This window comes from Rhodococcus sp. SMB37, assembly GCF_004345605.1.
Taxonomy (GTDB): domain Bacteria; phylum Actinomycetota; class Actinomycetes; order Mycobacteriales; family Mycobacteriaceae; genus Rhodococcus.
Genome location: NZ_SLVY01000007.1, coordinates 193,100 through 211,719 on the forward strand (window position 1 = coordinate 193,100; position 18,620 = coordinate 211,719).

21 protein-coding genes and 1 pseudogene are annotated in these 18,620 nt (G+C 65.3%); 12 read left to right on the forward strand and 10 right to left on the reverse strand.

Features of this window, described 5'->3' with window-relative positions:
- Positions 1 to 41: 41 nt before the first annotated feature.
- Positions 42 to 965, forward strand: coding sequence for a sigma-70 family RNA polymerase sigma factor (locus EV641_RS13985; protein WP_132472394.1), 924 nt, complete (start codon positions 42 to 44; stop codon positions 963 to 965).
- A 92-nt stretch (positions 966 to 1,057) separates the two neighbouring features.
- Positions 1,058 to 2,290, forward strand: coding sequence for an HNH endonuclease signature motif containing protein (locus tag EV641_RS13990; RefSeq protein ID WP_132472396.1), 1,233 nt, complete (start codon positions 1,058 to 1,060; stop codon positions 2,288 to 2,290).
- A 76-nt stretch (positions 2,291 to 2,366) separates the two neighbouring features.
- Here the strand turns inward: EV641_RS13990 and EV641_RS13995 are convergent, their stop codons facing one another.
- The gene (locus EV641_RS13995; RefSeq protein ID WP_132472398.1) at positions 2,367 to 2,999 is read right to left on the reverse strand and encodes a carboxymuconolactone decarboxylase family protein; all 633 of its coding nucleotides are present in this window, start codon (positions 2,997 to 2,999) and stop codon (positions 2,367 to 2,369) included.
- A 110-nt stretch (positions 3,000 to 3,109) separates the two neighbouring features.
- On the opposite strand from EV641_RS13995, the gene EV641_RS14000 reads away from it, so the two are divergent.
- Complete coding sequence (locus tag EV641_RS14000) at positions 3,110 to 4,303, forward strand: pyridoxal phosphate-dependent aminotransferase (RefSeq protein ID WP_132472400.1); 1,194 nt, start codon at positions 3,110 to 3,112, stop codon at positions 4,301 to 4,303.
- Between the two features lie 3 nt (positions 4,304 to 4,306).
- Positions 4,307 to 5,311, forward strand: a complete 1,005-nt coding sequence (locus tag EV641_RS14005) for an AraC family transcriptional regulator (RefSeq protein ID WP_132472402.1) — start codon at positions 4,307 to 4,309, stop codon at positions 5,309 to 5,311.
- Positions 5,312 to 5,334: 23 nt separating this feature from the next.
- Here EV641_RS14005 and EV641_RS14010 read toward each other — a convergent pair whose 3' ends face one another.
- Positions 5,335 to 5,760 carry a VOC family protein gene (locus tag EV641_RS14010; protein WP_054713723.1) on the reverse strand — a complete coding sequence of 142 codons (426 nt, stop codon included), beginning with the start codon at positions 5,758 to 5,760 and terminating at the stop codon, positions 5,335 to 5,337.
- Positions 5,761 to 5,927: 167 nt separating this feature from the next.
- On the opposite strand from EV641_RS14010, the gene thpD reads away from it, so the two are divergent.
- Positions 5,928 to 6,815: an ectoine hydroxylase gene (gene thpD, locus EV641_RS14015; RefSeq protein WP_054713721.1), complete on the forward strand. Its 888-nt coding sequence runs from the start codon at positions 5,928 to 5,930 to the stop codon at positions 6,813 to 6,815.
- Here the strand turns inward: thpD and EV641_RS14020 are convergent.
- Positions 6,799 to 7,035: a hypothetical protein gene (locus EV641_RS14020; protein ID WP_054713720.1), complete on the reverse strand. Its 237-nt coding sequence runs from the start codon at positions 7,033 to 7,035 to the stop codon at positions 6,799 to 6,801. The two genes, thpD and EV641_RS14020, sit on opposite strands and share 17 nt — an antisense overlap.
- Positions 7,036 to 7,224: 189 nt before the next feature.
- Here EV641_RS14020 and EV641_RS14025 point away from each other — a divergent pair, with 189 nt between their 5' ends.
- From EV641_RS14025 to EV641_RS30160, 4 genes are all read left to right on the forward strand, one after another.
- Complete coding sequence (locus tag EV641_RS14025) at positions 7,225 to 7,458, forward strand: heavy metal-associated domain-containing protein (RefSeq protein WP_054713719.1); 234 nt, start codon at positions 7,225 to 7,227, stop codon at positions 7,456 to 7,458.
- An 87-nt stretch (positions 7,459 to 7,545) separates the two neighbouring features.
- Entirely contained in the window at positions 7,546 to 9,546 is a 2,001-nt protein-coding gene (locus tag EV641_RS14030) for a cation-translocating P-type ATPase (protein WP_132472404.1), read from the forward strand.
- 101 nt (positions 9,547 to 9,647) lie between these two features.
- Entirely contained in the window at positions 9,648 to 10,073 is a 426-nt protein-coding gene (locus tag EV641_RS14035; protein ID WP_132472406.1) for a cupin domain-containing protein, read from the forward strand.
- A 17-nt stretch (positions 10,074 to 10,090) separates the two neighbouring features.
- On the forward strand, positions 10,091 to 10,303 hold the full coding sequence (locus EV641_RS30160; RefSeq protein WP_132472510.1) for a zinc-binding dehydrogenase: 213 nt from the start codon (positions 10,091 to 10,093) through the stop codon (positions 10,301 to 10,303).
- A gap of 206 nt (positions 10,304 to 10,509) precedes the next feature.
- Here the strand turns inward: EV641_RS30160 and EV641_RS14045 are convergent, their stop codons facing one another.
- Positions 10,510 to 10,854: a cupin gene (locus EV641_RS14045; protein WP_132472408.1), complete on the reverse strand. Its 345-nt coding sequence runs from the start codon at positions 10,852 to 10,854 to the stop codon at positions 10,510 to 10,512.
- Here EV641_RS14045 and EV641_RS29815 point away from each other — a divergent pair.
- From EV641_RS29815 to EV641_RS14060, 3 genes are all read left to right on the forward strand, one after another.
- The gene (locus EV641_RS29815; RefSeq protein ID WP_241997206.1) at positions 10,853 to 11,146 is read left to right on the forward strand and encodes a hypothetical protein; all 294 of its coding nucleotides are present in this window, start codon (positions 10,853 to 10,855) and stop codon (positions 11,144 to 11,146) included. The genes EV641_RS14045 and EV641_RS29815 overlap by 2 nt on opposite strands.
- Before the next feature lie 149 nt (positions 11,147 to 11,295).
- Positions 11,296 to 11,535, forward strand: a complete 240-nt coding sequence (locus EV641_RS14055; protein WP_277874501.1) for a MerR family DNA-binding transcriptional regulator — start codon at positions 11,296 to 11,298, stop codon at positions 11,533 to 11,535.
- A 16-nt stretch (positions 11,536 to 11,551) separates the two neighbouring features.
- Positions 11,552 to 12,265, forward strand: coding sequence for a Crp/Fnr family transcriptional regulator (locus tag EV641_RS14060; protein ID WP_054713716.1), 714 nt, complete (start codon positions 11,552 to 11,554; stop codon positions 12,263 to 12,265).
- A 416-nt stretch (positions 12,266 to 12,681) separates the two neighbouring features.
- Here the strand turns inward: EV641_RS14060 and EV641_RS29820 are convergent.
- From EV641_RS29820 to EV641_RS14090, 6 genes and pseudogenes are all read right to left on the reverse strand, one after another.
- Positions 12,682 to 12,824: pseudogene (locus tag EV641_RS29820) on the reverse strand (carboxymuconolactone decarboxylase family protein); the annotation flags it as partial.
- Positions 12,825 to 12,864: 40 nt separating this feature from the next.
- Positions 12,865 to 13,710 (reverse strand): hypothetical protein, encoded by an 846-nt coding sequence (locus tag EV641_RS14070; protein WP_054713714.1) that lies wholly within the window; start codon positions 13,708 to 13,710, stop codon positions 12,865 to 12,867.
- Positions 13,707 to 14,522 (reverse strand): MerR family transcriptional regulator, encoded by an 816-nt coding sequence (locus EV641_RS14075; RefSeq protein WP_132472412.1) that lies wholly within the window; start codon positions 14,520 to 14,522, stop codon positions 13,707 to 13,709. Before EV641_RS14075 ends, EV641_RS14070 begins: the two co-directional genes overlap by 4 nt.
- Positions 14,523 to 14,562: 40 nt before the next feature.
- Positions 14,563 to 15,648 (reverse strand): 3-deoxy-7-phosphoheptulonate synthase, encoded by a 1,086-nt coding sequence (locus EV641_RS14080; protein WP_054719786.1) that lies wholly within the window; start codon positions 15,646 to 15,648, stop codon positions 14,563 to 14,565.
- 208 nt (positions 15,649 to 15,856) lie between these two features.
- A complete protein-coding gene (locus EV641_RS14085; protein ID WP_132472414.1) occupies positions 15,857 to 17,257 on the reverse strand; it encodes a phosphotransferase family protein in 1,401 nt (466 codons plus the stop codon).
- Positions 17,248 to 18,432 carry an acyl-CoA dehydrogenase family protein gene (locus EV641_RS14090; RefSeq protein ID WP_199233247.1) on the reverse strand — a complete coding sequence of 395 codons (1,185 nt, stop codon included), beginning with the start codon at positions 18,430 to 18,432 and terminating at the stop codon, positions 17,248 to 17,250. Before EV641_RS14090 ends, EV641_RS14085 begins: the two co-directional genes overlap by 10 nt.
- Positions 18,433 to 18,620 lie beyond the last annotated feature (188 nt).

The window sequence follows — 18,620 nt, forward strand, 5'->3', positions numbered from 1 at the left end:
CCCCCTCGTCCCCAATGCCGTCGCGTCGTAGCATCGAGGATATGCGCGCACCCGCGATGGCGGAATCGTTCGAAGAACACCGTGGCCACTTGCTGTCGGTCGCATACCGGCTCACCGGCAGCGTGGCCGACGCCGAAGACGCGGTGCAGGATGCGTGGCTTCGACTCGACAGCGCAGACGCCGACAGTATCGACGATCTGCGGGCGTGGTTGACCACCGTCGTGGGACGACTGTGCCTCGACAGGCTGAAATCGGCCGTGGCCCGCCGCGAGAAGTACGTGGGCCAGTGGCTGCCCGAGCCGATCGTCACACCCCTCGCGGGCGCGACGCCGCCCGATCCGCTCGAGCAGGTCGTGCGCAGTGAGGACAACCGTCTGGCGGCACTCGTCGTGCTCGATACCCTCACCCCCACACAACGGATCGCGTTCGTGCTGCACGACGGATTCGGTGTCCCGTTCGACGAGGTAGCGCGCATCCTCGACATCGAGGTTCCGGCGGCGCGGCAACTCGCGTCACGTGGTCGACGCGCCGTCGCCGACGCCCCGCCACCACCGTCCCCGAGCGAACACGAGCACGCAGTACAGCAGCTGATGGCAGCCATCGCCACCGGCGACATCGACAAGGTGATCGCGGCACTCCACCCGGACGCCCGCATGATCGGCGACGCAGGCGGAACCACGCGCACTGCAGTCAACGTCATCGTGGGCCCCGAGAACTTTGCGCGGTTCTTCCTCGGGCTCGTACGCCTCTACGGCGCGGAGGCACTCACGTCGCTCGAGCCCGCGCTCATCAACGGCGAGCTGGGGTTCCTCAATCGCGGGTCTGCCGGCGACGACACACACCGAGGGTTTCCCGGACGCGTCATGGGAGTCACTGTGCGTGACGGACGCGTGTGGGCCGCATACGACATGGCAAACCCGGCCAAGCTCGGCGGTGTCCGACTTCCGTCCGACCCGCAAGGGTGAACGTGGATCAGCGCATCGACTTCATCAGGGAGGATTCGAACGGATGTTCCAAAAACCTTGAAGTTCGAATGCTCATTCGATAGAATTCGGACATGGGTGGGGAGCAATGGAAACTCGACAATCGTCAGCTGATGGCCACCACGCTCGCCGTCTGCGCCGAGATCCACACGCTGCAGGTGCAACGCGTCGATCTGGTCATCGACATGTTCGAACGCGACACCTTCCTCGAGCACGGCTACCGTAGCCCCGCGCATTGGCTGGCCGCTGCGACGAACCTCGAGATCGGTGAATCTCATCGCATCGAAGCACTCGCGAAGCTACTGCGGCTCGAACCGGAAGTACGCGAAGCGTATTCATCCGGATTACTCGACGCTGAGAAGGCCCGCCAGATCGCCTACTTCTGCCAGCACTACCCGAAGAACATGAACCCCTGCGACTTCGAGAAGGCCCGCACCATCCTGCTCGAACACGCCAGCGAAAAGGTCGCGACGAAGGCTACCGTGCGAGCCCTGATCCGCAGACTCGAGCATCTCTTCGGCACCGGCGACGGTCCACCACCGGGTGAAGACTCGTCGCGTAACGAACTGTTCGTCTCCACCACCTGGCACGGCCGGGTGGTGATCAAAGGCGAGTTCGACGCCGTCACCGGTGCCCGCCTGCGGCATCTGCTCTCCCCGCTCTCCGCACCACGGCCCGAGACGGGCGGTGTGAAGGATGATCGGCCGGCGTCGAAACGCAACGCCGATGCGCTCGACCAGCTGTTGCAGTTCGTCGAAGCCGCCGGACTCGCCCCCGTCGAAGGCGGTGTGAAGCCGCATTTATCGGTCACCGCGTCGATCAAAGACCTCACCAACAACGCCGCACTGAAAGAACTGTTCGCGAACAGCCCCGAACACGGATATGCCACCGAACCATGGGCCGGACCGATCTCGATCGACGCCGCCCGCATGCTCGCCTGCGACTGCCACGTCACGAGCATTCTTCTCGACGAACACGGCGTGCCCCTTGTGCACGGCCGCATGCAACGCACGGCGACCGTCGCGCAACGTCGCGCCCTGGCGGTGCGGGACGGAGGATGCGCCTTCCCTGCATGTAGCACTCCGCCGGCGTGGACGGATGCGCATCACGTGGAGCATTGGGCCGACGGCGGCAACACCGACCTCGACAATTTGGTGTTGTTATGTGGTCATCATCATCGGTTGATGCACCACACAGGCTGGGACGTGAAAATTACGGAATCCCGGCGGCCGCAGTTCGTTCCACCCGCGAGTGTCGATCTGTTCCGGACACCGATACCGGGAAACCGACCGGATCTGGTCGCCTGACCCACAACCGAACATCTCCAGCCAGCGTCACCAGGGCACCCGTGTGCCCTGGTGACGCTGGCTGCGTCGACACGCGTTACTTCGCGGACCGCGGCGTGATCACCGATTTCGTGCTGTCCTGAGTGTCACCGGCTGCCGGCGCTTCCGCCCACGGCACACGACACGCATCGGTGCTGAAGCCCTGGTCGTGTATTCCGAGCGCCGAGTTCATCCGTGCGCGCATGTTCTCGAGCGCAATCTGGTACGTCAGTTCCACGACACCCGCCCGACCGAACCGCTGTTCGAGGTCGGCGACCTGCTCGTCGGTCACATCGTTCGCCACGTCGCCGGTCATCGCGTCGGCGTAGGCGATCGCGGCCCTCTCGTCGTCGCTGTAGAGATCCGAGGTCGCGTACTCGGCGATGCGCTCGAGCCTATCGGTGTCCAGACCGTCGAGCCGCTGCAGCATCGTCCCGAAATCCACGCACCACGAGCAGCCCACCGTCCACGCGGTGCGGTACACCGCGATTTCCCGGACGTTCTTCGGCAGCACCTTCGATGCCCGATCGACGAGCATCTCGTGCAGACCGCTCGCGCGCAACAATCCGGGGTGGTACGCCACCACGGTGAACGGCTCGGGAATCTGGTCGAACATGCGTCCTGCGACCTTGTACATCGCCTTCGTCGTCAATCCCGCCTGGTCCGGGGTCAACGGTGGTATCCGTGTCATGGCCTGTCTCCTCCGTCGTTGTTTCGTCCTCCATCTGTTGGACGAGACAGCGCAGCCGGATGTGACACGGCAGCCGAACATGGCGGATGTGCGGCGACTACGCTGCAGAAATGGCAGATTCGTCGAACTCGCGACAGGCTCGCACCGTCGCTCGCCTGCGACCGTTCGCCTCCACGATCTTCGCCGAGATGACCTCGCTCGCCGTCGAGCACGGTGCGATCAACCTCGGGCAGGGCTTCCCCGACACCGACGGTCCGTCCGAGATGCTCGAGGTCGCCCGTCGAGCGATCGCCGATGGAGTCAACCAATACCCGCCGGGGTCCGGGATGCCCGCGTTGAGGACGGCGATCGCCGCCGACCGGTCGGCGCGCTACGGCCTCCATCACGACCCGGACACCGAGGTCCTGGTGACCGTCGGCGCGACCGAGGCCATCAGTGCTGCGCTGCTCGGTCTCGTCGAACCCGGCGACGAAGTGCTGCTCACCGAGCCCTACTACGACTCCTACGCGGCCTCGGTCGCGATGGCCGGCGCGACCCGACGGACTGTGCCGCTGACTCGATCGGGCAGCGGGTTCGTCCTCGACGTCGATGCGCTTCGGTCCGCGGTCACGGACCGCACCCGCATGCTCGTCGTCAACACCCCGCACAACCCGACAGGGACGGTGTACGACGACGACGCGCTGGCCGCGATCGCCGAACTCGCGTGCGAGCGCGATCTGCTGGTGCTGTCCGACGAGGTCTACGAACACCTCGTCTTCGACGGCCGCCATCACACTCCCGTCGCGTCCCTACCCGGAATGGCCGAGCGCACGATCACGGTGTCGAGCGCCGCGAAGACCTTCAACGTCACCGGCTGGAAGATCGGGTGGGCGATCGGCCCCCGCGCCCTGATCGACGGAGTACGCGCGGCCAAACAGTTCATGACGTTCGTCGGCGGCGCGCCGTTCCAGCCCGCGGTCGCGCACGCGCTCACTCACGAGCAACCATGGGTCGCATCGATGCGTGAGGACCTACAGCGCAAACGGACACTGTTGTCGGGCGCGCTCGTCGAGGCCGGTTTCGACGTGCTCGATTCGGCGGGTACGTATTTCGTCTGCGCGGACATCACGCCGCTCGGCTTCCGCGACGGGGTTTCGTTCTGTCGGTCACTGCCGGAGAAGGTGGGTGTCGCCGCAGTGCCGGTGAGCGTGTTCGTCGACGATACCCCGGCATGGAATCATCTGGTGCGTTTCGCGTTCTGCAAGCGCGATGATGTTCTCGCCGAAGCGGTCCGGCGACTTCACGGTATCGGGGAGGAATTGTAGACGATGTCGGCACCGACGATTCCCTCCGATTTCGTCAGCCGAGCAGTGAGTGTGGCGGCGGACGACGGCATCGACCTCACGCCGGCACTCGACGCAGGCAGGATCAGCCGAGCGGTACTCGCCCAGCCGCACGCGCGTCTCACCCCCGAGCAGGTCAGCCTGTTCACTCGCGCAGTCTGGCAGATCACCGACGACGAGCTGTTCGGACTCGGTACCGGTTCGGTACCGCGCGGGTCGTTCCGGATCATGACGTTGACGTTGATCCACTGTCCGGACCTCGCGCATGCGCTCGCTCGCATCATCGAGGTCAACCGGGTCCTTCAGGGACTCCCGAAGATGAGTCTGTCCATCGGCGAGACGAGCACCTACCTCGATGTGGGCCTTCCCGCCGAGGTGACGGAAAAGACCCGCGTGACAGTCGATTTCCTCTTGATGCTCATGCACCGATTCGCGGCATGGCTCGTTGGCGGCCGAGTACCGCTCGTGTCGGTGGCGCTGCCGTACACCGAGCCCGATCCCGTCCTCGCCCGCAGCTACGACGCGATCTTCGGTGTCCCCGTCACCTTCCTTGCGGGCCGCGCCGCCCTCGAAATCGACAGCGCCGCTCTGAGGTCGCCGATCATCCGGTCGGAGGAAGCACTCGAGGAATATCTGCGAGACTCCCCGAACCTCATGCTGTCGGAGCGCGACTACGAATCGACAGTATCCACCCAGGTACGCAGGATCTTCGAGTCGGGCATCAAGGGACGCACCGCGACCGCCGACGAGATCGCCGACATGCTTGCGGTGAGTCCGCCGCACCTGCGACGACTGCTGCGTCAGGAGGGCACCTCCCTCGGCCGGCTGCGCGACGAAGTGCTGTGCGACCTGGCGATCGCCGGACTACGGCGTGGTGAACCGGTGGACAACCTGTCGGCGCGTCTCGGATTCTCCGAACCGAGCGCATTCCGACGCGCGTTCAAGCGGTGGACGGGCAACACGCCGCGCGCCTACCGGGCACACGACTGAGAAGTGACCCCGGCAAGCGGCTGTCACACGATGCAGAACTCGTTGCCTTCCGGATCGGCCATCGTGATCCACTCGTAAGGCCCCTGGCTGCCACGATGCAGCATCGTGGCGCCCGCGCCTGCGAGCCGCTCGGCTACCATCTCTCGACCGTCTCCCGCCTGGATATCCAGGTGCATCCGGTTCTTCACCGTCTTTCCCTCCGGGACCCGCTGGAACAACATCCGGGGCCGGTGCGGGTGGTCGGGGTCGGCGATCGCGGCCCCTGCTCGCCACACGAGTGTGCCGTCGAAAATTTCGGTGTCTTCCTCGCGTGCGTGACCGGCTGCCACCAGCCCGCGGATGAAGTGCTCGTCGCTGGGTTCGACGCGCCACTCGAGCGCTTCGGCCCACCACCGCGCCTGAATGTGGGGGTTGTTGCAATCGACTGTCACCTGAAATTCGTATCCCATCTCACGACCCTAACTCCGACCTCCGACAGGGCTCCCCGCTCGACGCGCAACCCGACGAACTGGGCATTCTCTGTCGCCTGCCCTGTATGTCGGGTTGCATAACCGGCCCCGGAGTGAGACGGTCGAGAGGAACCATCGTCGATCCTCGAGAGGGTGATTCGGAAGACATGCGCACGGTCGTGAAGGACGAATATCCGACTCGCAACCGAACTGTTTCGGAATCCATCGCGCGAAAAGATCCTGTCGTCTGGGGCTCCGCCACCGGACCACTCGATTCCTCTGCAGTCACGGAATACGAGAAAAGCGGATTCCACACGGCGAAGGCACTTCTCGCCGCCAACGATGTCGGCAACCTATTGGAAGAAACATCACGACTCGGTCGTGAACTCGGCAACGACGAACGGGTGATCCGCGAGCAGGGCAGCGGTGATGTGCGCTCGATCTTCGACGTACACCGCCTGAGCAATCTCGTCGACAGAATCATTCGACGTCCCGAAGTAGTGGGCATAGCAAGGCAATTGCTCGATTCGGACGTGTACGTCCACCAGTCCCGACTCAACGTCAAACCTGGATTCCGGGGCGGTCCGTTCTACTGGCACTCCGACTTCGAGACGTGGCACGCCGAAGACGGAATGCCGGCTCCTCGTGCGCTCAGCATCTCGATCGCATTGACCGAAAACTACGGATTCAATGGCGGATTGATGATCATGCCTGGTTCACACAAGACGTTCGTCTCGTGTGTCGGCGAGACTCCGGACGACTACTACCGAGAGTCGCTGGTCACCCATGTCCCGCCGACAGGGTCGCCCGACGAAGACACCCTGACCCGGATGAGCGCCGAGTGCGGCATCACCACGTTCCGCGGATCTGCGGGTTCGGCAACGGTTTTCGATTCGAACTGCATGCACGGATCGAACGGGAACATCACACCGCTCCCCCGTTCCAACCTGTTCGTGGTGTTCAACAGCGTCGAGAACACGCCTACCGAGCCGTTCGCGGCGAGCAAGCCGCGCCCGTCGTACCTCGGTAGCAGGGACTTCACGCCCCTGGCCTGAACCGCCCTGGTCTGGACTGCTCGGCTCTGAGCTGCGCCGCCACCGCCCCGGGATCGTCGACCTGCAACGACAGGCGCGATACCGAGGCGGTGGCGCGTGTGTGTTCGAAGAAGGCCGGTCGCCGGACCTCGACGGGTTCGGTCAGCACCGGCCAGAGGATGATTGGGACCTTGTACTCCCGCGACATCCACGTCGGGGAGTTGATTTTCCACAGTGCCAAGGGCTGTCGATATACGGCGGTTCGGTTCACGCAGCGGCTCGTGAATGCTGGCATCGCCCGTTCACCGGCAGTATCGGGATAATTGATCTGGATCAATGAAGTAAATTTCTGCGGTCTCTACGCTGAGCTTGTCGACCAGAAGCGCTGAGGCGCGATCGACGTCGAAATTCAGTCGAGGAGGACTGCAGTATGAATACCACTACCACCACACACACCGTTCTTCGCGCCGAAGGCTTTTCTTGCCCATCCTGCGTGGCGAAAATCGAGAAGCGGGTTAACCGCTTGAAGGGCGTCAAGAAGGTGGAGGTCCACTTCGCGTCCGCTCGCATCGAGGTCGATCACGATGCAGAGGTGGCGTCGGTGGACGACATCGTCGCAGCCGTAGCCAAGGCGGGATACACCGCCCGGCCCTCGGCATTTTGATTACGTCCGCCCCCGGGCATCCCAGATCAACCGGCCGAGGCGGGCACGGACAGATCCCAGGTCTCACGTCTGAAAGGACGTAGCGTCGTGAACAGGTTCCAACGGTGGATCTACGGCAAGTGGTCGGTTCCCACCACCGCCGGTGCGCTGATTGCCATTTCTCTGCTCCTCGAGCATGTGCTGAGCGAGTCGCTCAATCCCACTGTCGGGCCCCAGTGGTGGATCGACGCCGCGGAGCACTCCACCACGTCCCCGGTCTTCACGCTGGCGAACGCACTGATGCTCGCCGCGGCGGTAGTGGCCGGCTACGGCATTGTTGTCGCGGCGTTGCGCGCCCTGACGGTCAAGCACCTCGCCATCGATCTTCTGGTCTCGATCGCGGCGATCGGTGCGATCATCATCGGCAACTTCTGGGAAGCGGCTGCGGTCACGTTCCTGTTCGCCATCGGCCACGCGCTCGAGGCAGCGACCATCAACAAGACTCGCTCGGCTCTGGCCGAACTGGTGGCCGTGGCCCCGGACACCGCTGTCGTCATGCGCAACGGCGAACAGCAGCAGGTTCCCGCGTCCGAGGTCAGGATGGGCGAAATCGTTCTGGTGAAGAACGGCGCCAAGGTCCCGGTCGACGGACAGGTCGTGGCCGGTACCGGCGCGATCGACGAGGCCTCGATCACCGGTGAATCGATCCCGGTCGAGAAATCCAAGTCGGATCAGGTCTTTGCCGGTACGGTTTCCCGCGGTGGTTTCCTGCAGGTGCTTGCCACCGGCATCGGAGCCGACACGACCTTGGCCCGCATCATCCACCGTGTGGAGGACGCTCAGGACGCCAAGGCCAAAACCCAGGCGTTCATCGACCGGTTCTCCACCTGGTACACCCCGGCCGTCATGGTGCTGGCCCTTGTGGCCGGGCTGATCTCCGGCGACGTCGTCCTGGCACTGACCCTGCTGGTCATCGGTTGCCCCGGCGCGCTGGTCATCTCCATTCCGGTCGCGATCGTCTCCGGTATCGGCCGTGCCGCCCGCAACGGCATCCTCATCAAGGGCGGCGAGTTCCTCGAAACCTCCGCGAAGATCTCGGCCGTGGCGGTCGACAAGACCGGAACCCTTACCGAGGGTCGGCCGCAGCTGACCGACGTCGTGGTGTTGGCGCCCGACCTCGATCGTGTCGAGGTGCTGCGTTGGGCCGCAGCCGCCGAGGCAGGGTCGGAGCACCCTCTCGCCCGCCCGATCCTCGACACCGCCCGCGCCGAGGGAGTGGCGCCGAAGGGTATTCCAGGCACCGTCACCCCGGTGCCGGGCAAGGGCATCGTGACCGATGTCGAGGGCAGGCAGGTCCTCATCGGCAATATGCCCTTGTTGGAGCAGTACGGCGTCATCGACGACGTGGACGCCGCGGCCGCGGCAAGAGAACTTGCCGCGGCGGGTAGGACCCCCATGATCGTGGCCGTCGACAGTGCGGTCATCGGCGTCGTCGCTGTGGCGGACCAGATTCGCCGGGACGCGCCGGAGATGGTCCGGCGATTGCACGACGCCGGCGTCGAGAAGGTCGTCATGCTCACCGGTGACACCCGACTGGTGGCCGAGGCCGTCGGCAAGGCGACAGATATCGACGAAATCCACGCCGGCCTCCTTCCCGAGGACAAGCTGGACGCGGTGTCGGAGTTGCAGCGGCAGGGACACACGGTGGCCATGGTGGGCGACGGCGTGAACGACGCCCCGGCCCTGGCCACCGCGGACATCGGGGTGGCCATGGGAGCGGCAGGTTCGGCCGTCGCCGTGGAGACCGCGGACATCGCGCTGATGGGCGACAACCTGCTCAAACTCCCGGAGTCGATCGGGTTGGCCAAGCGCACGGTGGCGGTGATGCAACAGAACATCGCGATCGCTCTGTTCACCGTCGTCGTTCTCTTGGCGGGTGTCTTCTTCGGTGGTGTGACGATGTCGATCGGGATGCTCGTCCACGAGGGTTCGGTGCTCATCGTGATCATCAACGCCATGCGACTGCTGCGAAATACGCAGGGTTCCACCGCGAACCCCCAGAGAAAGCAGATCCGAGCGGCAACCGACGCCGAGACGATTGCTGTCTGAAACCGAAGCCGGGCGTGGCCCGTCACCCCGGACCCCGCGCGGTACCGACAACCACCATCCACCCGCGACAGATCACCACCAACACACGCAAGGAGTGTGCAATGAGCAAGCAGAACTTCTCCCTCGAGGGCAACGTCGAGCATTTCACGATCGAGGACGTGGCCCGGGCCAACCCGGACTTCCGCAAGGTGCTGTGGACCGGCAAATACGCCCAGATCGTGGTCATGACCATCCCGGTCGGCGGTGAGATCGGGGATGAGGTCCACGAGAGCACCGACCAGATCCTGACCTTCGTCTCCGGAACAGGCGAAGCCGTGCTGAACGGGCACACCCACATGGTCGAGGCCGGCGATCAGTGCGCGGTCGCCGCGGGTGCTCGCCACAACTTCCGCAATATCGGCGACGAACCTTTGGTGCTGTACACGATGTACAGCCCGCCGGAGCACGCCGCCGACGGCGCCTATGCCACCAAGGAAGAGGCCGACGCGGCCGAGGCCGCCGGCGAGGACGAGCCCCCGCATGCCTAGCGAAGGATTCCTCACGCATCCTCACCACCGCGAAACCTGACACCGCACGCGAACTCGGCCGGGCGCCCGTCCAACCCACGGACGAGAGTCTGGAGAAGATCACCGAAGTAATCGGGTACGGCCTCGTGGACCCCACCGTGACGGCGCGCTACGGCCTGGACGACACTGCCCGGGCGATCGCCGCCGTCGAGGAAGGGCACACCGTAGGCACGCTCGTCGTCGAGCCGTGACCTGACCGGCGGGGACAGTACGCCGAACGCACCGGGCAGCCGATGAGCTCGCTGCTCGCACGACGCGAGCAGCGAGTACCTCGGAAATGGTGGTGCTCCGGCAGGTGGCGCGGTCGGATGCCCGAAAGGGGTCAGATTTCAGGCGGCGTTGACAGCGCCGCAATTCGTAAGCTCCCAGAGAGCCAGGAGTGAGGGATCCTGAGCGCTCAGGAGTATGATTGTTGGCCTTGCTGGCTCGTCACCGTGGTAAGTAGAAAGACGCTGTCGGCGAGGGCCAGCACCGAATGGCGTTCATGGGTGAGAATCCACAGTTCGCCTTCGCCGAATTCCCCTTGAGACTCCTCTTCGAGGTCGACGCGAACTCGTCCCGCGAGTACTTGGAGGCTCGCCGCCGGCGGGGAATTGTGTTCGGCAAGCCGGGTGCCCTCCCGAAGTGCGATCACCGTCTGACGGAGTGGTCCATCATTGGCGACGAGTGCGGCGCTGCGGCCGTGTTTGTCCGTTCGCGCCGTGGAGAGATGGGATTCGGTCAGCTCTCTGAGATTCGCCATGATCGTCCTTTCCGCGTGCCTGCTGGGTCTGTCTCAACCTACGTGGGCGAACCGATCGAACTTCGTCGTGGTCGACACCCGCCTGCGATCCGCGGCCGCCGCAGCCGCCGACGTGATCGCGGCAGCTTCCCCAGGAGCGAAGCGACCCGAAAACCGGCAGCGACTCGCCTCGAGTATCCGTATACAGCGGATCCGGCTGCACGTCGGAGGTGTTCTTCAGCAGACCGTCGATGATGTAGACCATGGGGCACGCTTCACCGTCGAACTGCCCATACCCACCACCGGGCACTGACCCGCTGCGTTCCGAGCCCGAGGGAAAGAACGCAGGACTGCTACCGCGAACGCGGTAGCCACCCGAGAAACCGACATCTGTCGAGCCGACGGTCAGGTGACCGAAAGCTACTTGCCCCTATACATGGGTACAGGGTTCAGAATGGCGGTATGCGCAGAAGCGAGCTGGCAACCCGTGCCGGAGTCAACGTCCAGATACTGCGATACGTCCAGACACTGCGATACTACGAACGCCGGGGCCTGCTGGCGCAACCACCGCGGTCACCGTCGGGGTATCGGGCCTACCCGCCCGGCACCGGTGGTCCGGTTCATAAAACGAGCCCAAGCCCACGGGTTCAGCCTCGACCGGACAAGGCACGCCGGGCAGTGCGGTGGGGAGAAGACCGGTGACGGGTGAGGAGCGGCGATGACCTCGGGACGCCTCCACGGTGACGCGGCGCACGATCACGACCATCGGTTCCGATGCGTGAGCCTCGTGCCGTTGTTCGCGGCGCTGTCGGAGAAAGACCGGCATCGGATTGCCGAATCAGCGGTCACACGACGGTACGAACGCGGCGAACACGTCTTCCGGGCCGGGGACCGGCTGGACCTGCACATCGTCCATCGGGGGCGGGTCAAGGTGTACCGGCTGCTCGAATCCGGCAGTGAACAACTGATCCGTATCCTGGGGACGGGCGAGTTCCTCGGCGAGACCGCGGTGCTGTCCGAAACGGAAGTCGACCACTTCGCCGTCGCCCTCGACGACGCGGAGGTGTGCTCGATCGACCGGCGCCGGATTCTCGCCGTCCTCACCGAACGGCCGTCGGTGGCGGTGACGATGTTGCAGACCGTCTCGCAACGGTTGTCGGCCGCCGAACAGATGGTGTCGTCGTTGACCGGGCGGTCGGTCGAGCAGCGACTGGCCGAGCATCTGCTGCAGCTGGCATACGATGCAGATTCGCTACGGTTCCGCTTGCCGTCCAGCAAGAAGGACCTCGCCTCGTATCTGGGCACGACAGCAGAAACGCTCAGCCGTCGGCTCTCGGCGTTGCAGAAGGCCGGGGCCATCCGTCTCGGCCCCGGTCGATTCGTGGAGATCTGCGACGAGCAGGTGTTGCGGTCCGGTGCCCACGCCGGCTGACCGACGACCGAAACCGGGGGTGACCCGGCTGCGGACCTGGGGTGCGGGGTGAGAACAGGGATCAGACGCCGATGAGCGAACCCATGCTGAAGGCCAGGGTCGCGATCGCCCCGGCGCGCATCGATGTCCTGGACAACCCCCGAAACACCTCGGCGACGACTACCTTGGTGGCGCGGTCCTACACTCCGCCCCGCGCCCCGGATCCACTGAAAAATCTTGACTACAAACCTACTACACCCCTCGGGTGTGGACAGGGGCGTCCGGGTCCGGCCACACCGACCGAGGAAGGTATCCGACGGTATAGGCGCTCACGAATGTTCCCTTCGGGCGACAACTCGGCCGCCACCCGTCACCCCAACCCCGCAGGTCGGTCGCCGAGGATTCCTGATTCCGGCCGAAACGCATATCGATGCCTCTTTGGCGAGGGTGAGCGCGGCGCGCTCACGGTCGGTGCACAGGTCGGTGTCACGCCAGGCGGGCAGGACGGCGATGCGATGCGGTGATTCCCGCCCGCGAGGGCGTCGCGGGTGTGCGCGTGGAGACAGTAGGCGCAGCCATTGCGAGCAGGCCACGTCCGTCGTACCTCGGTAGCAGAGACTTCATGCCCCTGTCTTGAACTGCTCTGCTCTGAACTGTGCGGCCACCGCCTCGGGATCGTCGACCTGCAACGACAGGCGCGATACCGAGGCGGTCGAGCGTGTGCGGTCGAAGAAGGCCGGTCGCCTGACTACGACGGGTTCGGTCAGCACCAGGTCCAGACAGGTGCCGTCCGGCCCCGGAAGATACAGTGCATTGTCGGCGACGGTCTGAGACGTGTGCTCCCACCGCCTCCGTGCGACCGCTCGACCGACCTCCCGCGGGTCGAGCTCCACGATCACCTGATGTCCGGCCCGGATCGTCAGTCGTGTGTCCGTCAACAGGTGCGGATGTGTGATCCGACCTGCGAGAATCCCGAAGATCTGAATGAGTCCCCAGACTGAGAGCACAAGCAGTGCGGTACGGATCGCAGGCCATGGCACAAGCACGTGAACGACGGCTGTTTCGATGACGCATGCGACGAGGAAGGCCATCGGGATCCCCATCGTGCCCCTCGTGTATCCGACCGGCATCACGCCGGGCCCCGCGCCGTCGTAGCGTCGGTGGACAAAGAGCCATATCGCGCGGTAGCCACGTATCTCGAACCGAATGAGGTGGGCTGCGACCTTCCCGATCACCTCGTCGAGGATCGCATTCCACTCGAGCCCCTCTCGTCGCAGCGATCGGATACGCAGCACGGTGATCACGCCGACCACGATGGCGAGCGGAATCTCGACCGCCGACCACAACCCGAACGCCGCACCCGCGCTCAGAATCCCGAGTGCTGCGAGCACGGCATTGACGACCGCCACCATGATCGTGATCGCCACGGCCGCCCCGTGCAGGCGACGTGCTCGTGCCCCGATCATCGTTGCGCTCCCGCCGCATCGGCGACCATTGCGATGACCCGGATCGCGACCGCCCGCTGCGCGGGGTCGGGGAGTACTTCGGACATCATCGACTCTCCGCTCGCCGCGTGGCCGGCCGCGGTCGCGGCCCATTCCGCGAAGACGCCGTCGCCGCGGTCGGTGAGCACGGTGAGGAATCCGGTCAGCCCTGCGGCAACCGCCTCGACTTCGTCTGCGACATCGACGGGTGCGCGCCCAGCGAGCGCACCGAACCTGCGATACAAGGCCACCACGGATTCCCGCTGAGCCGGATCGGTGAGCACCGAGGTCGCGGCATCGAGGAATTCCTGCGGGGCCTGACCGGACAGCGCGACGATCTCCCAACTGTCACGCTCGTGTTCGAAGACCTCACGTGTGCGCGGATCGTCTTCACCATCGATGAGCTCGTCGAATGCCCGAACAAGGGGCTCGGGAAGCGGTGAGATGGCTTCGCCGCGGCTGTGTCCGTCGAGCATCACAGCCAGTGCGTGCCGTTTTCCTTCGAGCGCGTGCAGTTGCGTGTCGAGGTCGGCGATCAACGCCTCGAGATCTGCAGCGAGGTCGTCCCGCGCCTCGCCGTCGTGAGCGGCGCCGACCACCGTCGGGATGGCGCCGAGAGGCACACCCGACCTGGCCAGCCAGCGGATGCGCATCAAACGCACGAGGTCCTCCAGCGAGTACACGCGGTACCCGTTGGAGGACCTCGGTGGTTCCGGCAGCAACCCGAGCCGGTGATAGTGCCGGACCGTGCGCACGGTCGTGTCTGCCGCCGCGGCCAGTTCGCCGATTCTCATGGCTCCAGCATCAACCCTGACGTTACGTCGGGGTCAAGTTCTACGACCGGCGAGCGCGCACTGCGTCCGCGAGACGGTCGAGCTGGTCGACGGTGGTCGCCCAGTCGATGCACGCATCGGTGATCGACTTGCCGTACTCGAGCTCATCCGATTTCCCGAGCGTCAGATCCTGTCGGCCGGCTTCGATGAAGCTTTCGAGCATGACACCGACGATGCCCTTTTCACCTGCGACGATACGGTCGGCGATGTCGGTGACGACGTCGACCTGCTTTTCGTGGTTCTTGCTGCTGTTGCCGTGGCTCGCGTCGATGACGACACGCTCGGGCAGACCCGACTTGCGCAGGCGCGCCATCGTGTCGGCGACGGTCTCGGCGTCGTAGTTGGGTCCTGCGCTGCCGCCGCGCAGGATGACGTGGCAATCCGGATTGCCTGCCGTCTCGATCAGTGCGGTGTTGCCCTCGAGATCGGTTCCGGGGAACACGTGGCTCGCGCCGGCGGCACGCGTGCCGTCGACCGCAACCTGCACGTCGCCCTCGGTGGAGTTCTTGATCCCGACCGGCATCGACAGCGCGCTGCACAGCTGGCGGTGCACCTGGCTGGCGGCGGTGCGGGCACCGATCGCACCGTAGGTGACCAGGTCGGCGTAGTACTGCGGCAGGATCGGGTCGAGGAACTCGCAGCCGACGGGCAGGCCGAGACTCGACACGTCGAGGAGCAGCTTGCGGCCGATCCGCAGACCCGTGTTGATGTCGTACGTGCCGTCGAGGTGCGGGTCGTTGAGCAGACCCTTCCAGCCCAGCGTCGTACGGGGCTTCTCGAAGTACACGCGCATCACGATATGCAAGTCGTCGCGCAGTTCGTCGGCCTTCGCCGCGAGCTTGCGGGCGTAATCCATCGCAGCGGCAGGGTCGTGCACCGAGCACGGACCCACGACGACGACGAGACGATCGTCGGTGCCGTTCAGGATTCCGACGGTGTCGGCGCGACCCGAACGCACGGTCGCGGCGGCGACCTCGTCGGGGGCATGTTCGGCACGCACGACGGACGGTGCCGCAAGCGGGCTGACCCGCACGGTGCGCTGCTCGTCGAGATTTGCAGTGGAGATGCTGTTCGTCTGAATACTCATCGGGTTCTCGGTTCCTGTTCCCAGGCCGACCCTCGAGGATGCTGTGATCTCCAGCGAGCCGGTCTGTCATCCGGCTCGTAGGTGGAAGAAGTCAGCGCGTGGTGACGCCGACCGACCCCACCAGGGCCGGCCTGCTAAACCAGAAATATGCGCGCTGCATGCCGACGACCATAACAGAAGCCTTTATCGCAGTGGTGTGACGGTCGCCTCACAGTGGCCCGGCGGATCCGGCCGGCTGCGAACTTCCCTGCGTTCGGTGTGGATCGAAGTGCCGCGGATTCGCGACACGCAGCCTTTCGACGACCGCACCGATCACCGCGGAGTGCACATCCGGATCGGACATGTCGAGTCCTCCATTGCGGAGACGGAGCGCCAGTTCCGCCTCGTCGCGACAGTCCACACGCGCCAGACGCCCGGAATGCGCCACCCGCTGACCGGAACCGATCTGGTGTTCTCTCCGCACGACTCGCAGGAGACTCGTGCAGATCTTCAAGCGATACGCCGCACCGGCATCGGTGAGCGACGGGGCGATTCCATCACCGAGCTCCTCGATCACCGCATCGAGCAGATCAGCGACGCCGGGAAGTCCGTGCAGATCTCCGGGGAGTTCGGGGGCCGGTACCGGTTCCGGAGGTGGCACCACGTCGTCGACCAGTCCCATGATCCGCAGCAGGTCCCATTCGGATTCACACACCCGCCTGCCGATCGCCGCCAACTCGGCGGACGGTTCCGTTCCGGCGATGTGCTTCTGCGCCTGAAAACGTCCGAGGACGAGCCATCGCAACGTTCCGAAAACCTCCCACCAGTGCAGATCCTTCGGGTCGGGCCGCCACCGCGCGACACGTTCGTATCCGTCGAGCAACTCTTCGCGTGTACCGACCCCGGCCACCGGCGCGTCACCGCCGAAACGCCACGCGCGCACGCACAACCATCCGAGATCTTCGACCGGGTCCCCGATGTGCGCGAGCTCCCAATCGAGAACCCCCGCGGTGCCGTCGCCTGCGATCAGGAGATTGCCGAGTCGGAAATCACCGTGCACCAACGCTTTACCATGCGCCGGGGGACGATGCGCATTCAGCCACCGCAATGCGATCTCGACAACGGGTCTCGGCTCGGAGAACGAACGGTAGAGATCCTGCACGACGTGGAGCGGGTCGTCGGTGCCGAGCATCGCAACCTCCGACACGGGAACGGCGTGGATGCGGGCGAGGATTCCGCCGAGTTCGCCTGCGAGCCGCGTTCGCGCTCCGGACAACCCCTCGTTCCGCTGAATTTTCCTCGGAATGCTTTCCCCCGGTAGACGTTCCATGATGAGGAACGGCGCGTCGAGGCCGGGCGCGGTGTCGGCGGCGACGACGACCTCCGGCACCGGCACTCCCGCCGCTCGCGCCGCGCGCAGGCACGCGGCTTCGGCGCGCATCCGCGGTGCGTCGCCGTGGCCGGGCGGGTCGCGGCGCAACACGTAGCCGCCCGTGCCCTCACTGTGGACCGCGTCGAACGACCAGATCTGCCTGCTGGCACCGCCGGTGAGCCGGCGCAGGTTCGTCACCGACACCGCCGCTCCCCAGTGCGCCGACAGGATTTCGGCGATGCCCGCCGCTACTTCCACGGCGCTGCCTCCCCGTCACGCAGGAGTCGTCGCGCGGTGGACATGCGGTGCACCTCGTCGGGCCCGTCGTAGATTCGCGCGTAACGGGCCTGGCGATACATTCTTTCGAGCGGTGTGTCGGCGGTCAGCCCGAGCGCGCCGTGCACCTGGATGGCCCGGTCGATGACGTTGTGGAGCATCCGAGCTCCCCAGAACTTCACGAGCCCGATCTGCACTCGCGCATCCTCGCCGGAATCCATGACCCGGGCGGCGTCGAGCGTCATCAGCCTCGACGCGTGGATCTCCGCGGCCGATTCGGCCACATACCTTTGGATCTCGCCCTTCTCGGACAGCAACGATCCGTGGGCGAATCGTTCGTCGGCTCGTGCACACATCAACTCGAACGCACGTTGCGCCTGCCCGAGCCAGCGCATGGCATGGAAGATCCGCCCCGGCCCGAGCCTGTCCTGTGCGACGACGAATCCGTTGCCGCGCGCGCCGAGCAGGTTCGTCGCAGGTACCCGCACATCGGTGTAGCGGACCTCGTAGTGGTCGCTGGGATCGTGACCCATCGTCGGAATGGAGCGGACGATCTCGAAGCCGGGAGTGTCGGCGGGGACGATGATCGCGCTGATGCTGCGATGCAATGCTGTCGACTCGGGTTCGGTGCGGGCGAACACCGTGCAGTAACCGGCCTCCCGGGCGCCAGTGGTGAACCACTTGTGTCCGTTGATGATCCAGTGATCTCCGTCGAGGGTTGCGGCGGTCCGGACGAGAATCGGATCGGATCCGGCCACCTCGGGTTCGGTCATTCCGACGGACGGGAGGATCTCTCCCGACACGAGCCCGGGAACCCAGCGGCGACGTTGTTCGTCGGTGCCGTGGCGGTGCAGCATCAGCGCATCCTGCATCGACACCGATCCCACGGCAAGTTGCCCGAACTCCGAGCGGCCGATGATCTCGTTGAGGTAGACGAAGTCGAGGAACGGCACTCCTCCCCCACCGATCTCCTCCGGATGCCCGAGCGCCCACAACCCGAGGTCTTTCGCGCGGGATTTCAGTCGGGTGAGTGCCGCCACCGCTTCGTCATCATGCCGTGAGAGGACGGGCTCGAGGGGGACGACCTCGTCGTCGATGAAGGAGCGCATGCGGGTGCACAGCTCTGCCACCCGCCCCTCCGGCCGGTTCGCTGTCATGGCCGCCAATCTATCGGCACACACATGCGTTCACATGCATTTCGATCCGCCACGGGTCGGCGTGCGCGCTTCTGTGGGTCGGCTTCGACCCGGCGCCCGATCGGCAGCGCCGAAACCAGGCCCTTGCGCATAAGGATTGCCTAACCTATATTCATCAGTGGGCCTGTTGAGGACCGAGCGGAGAGCTG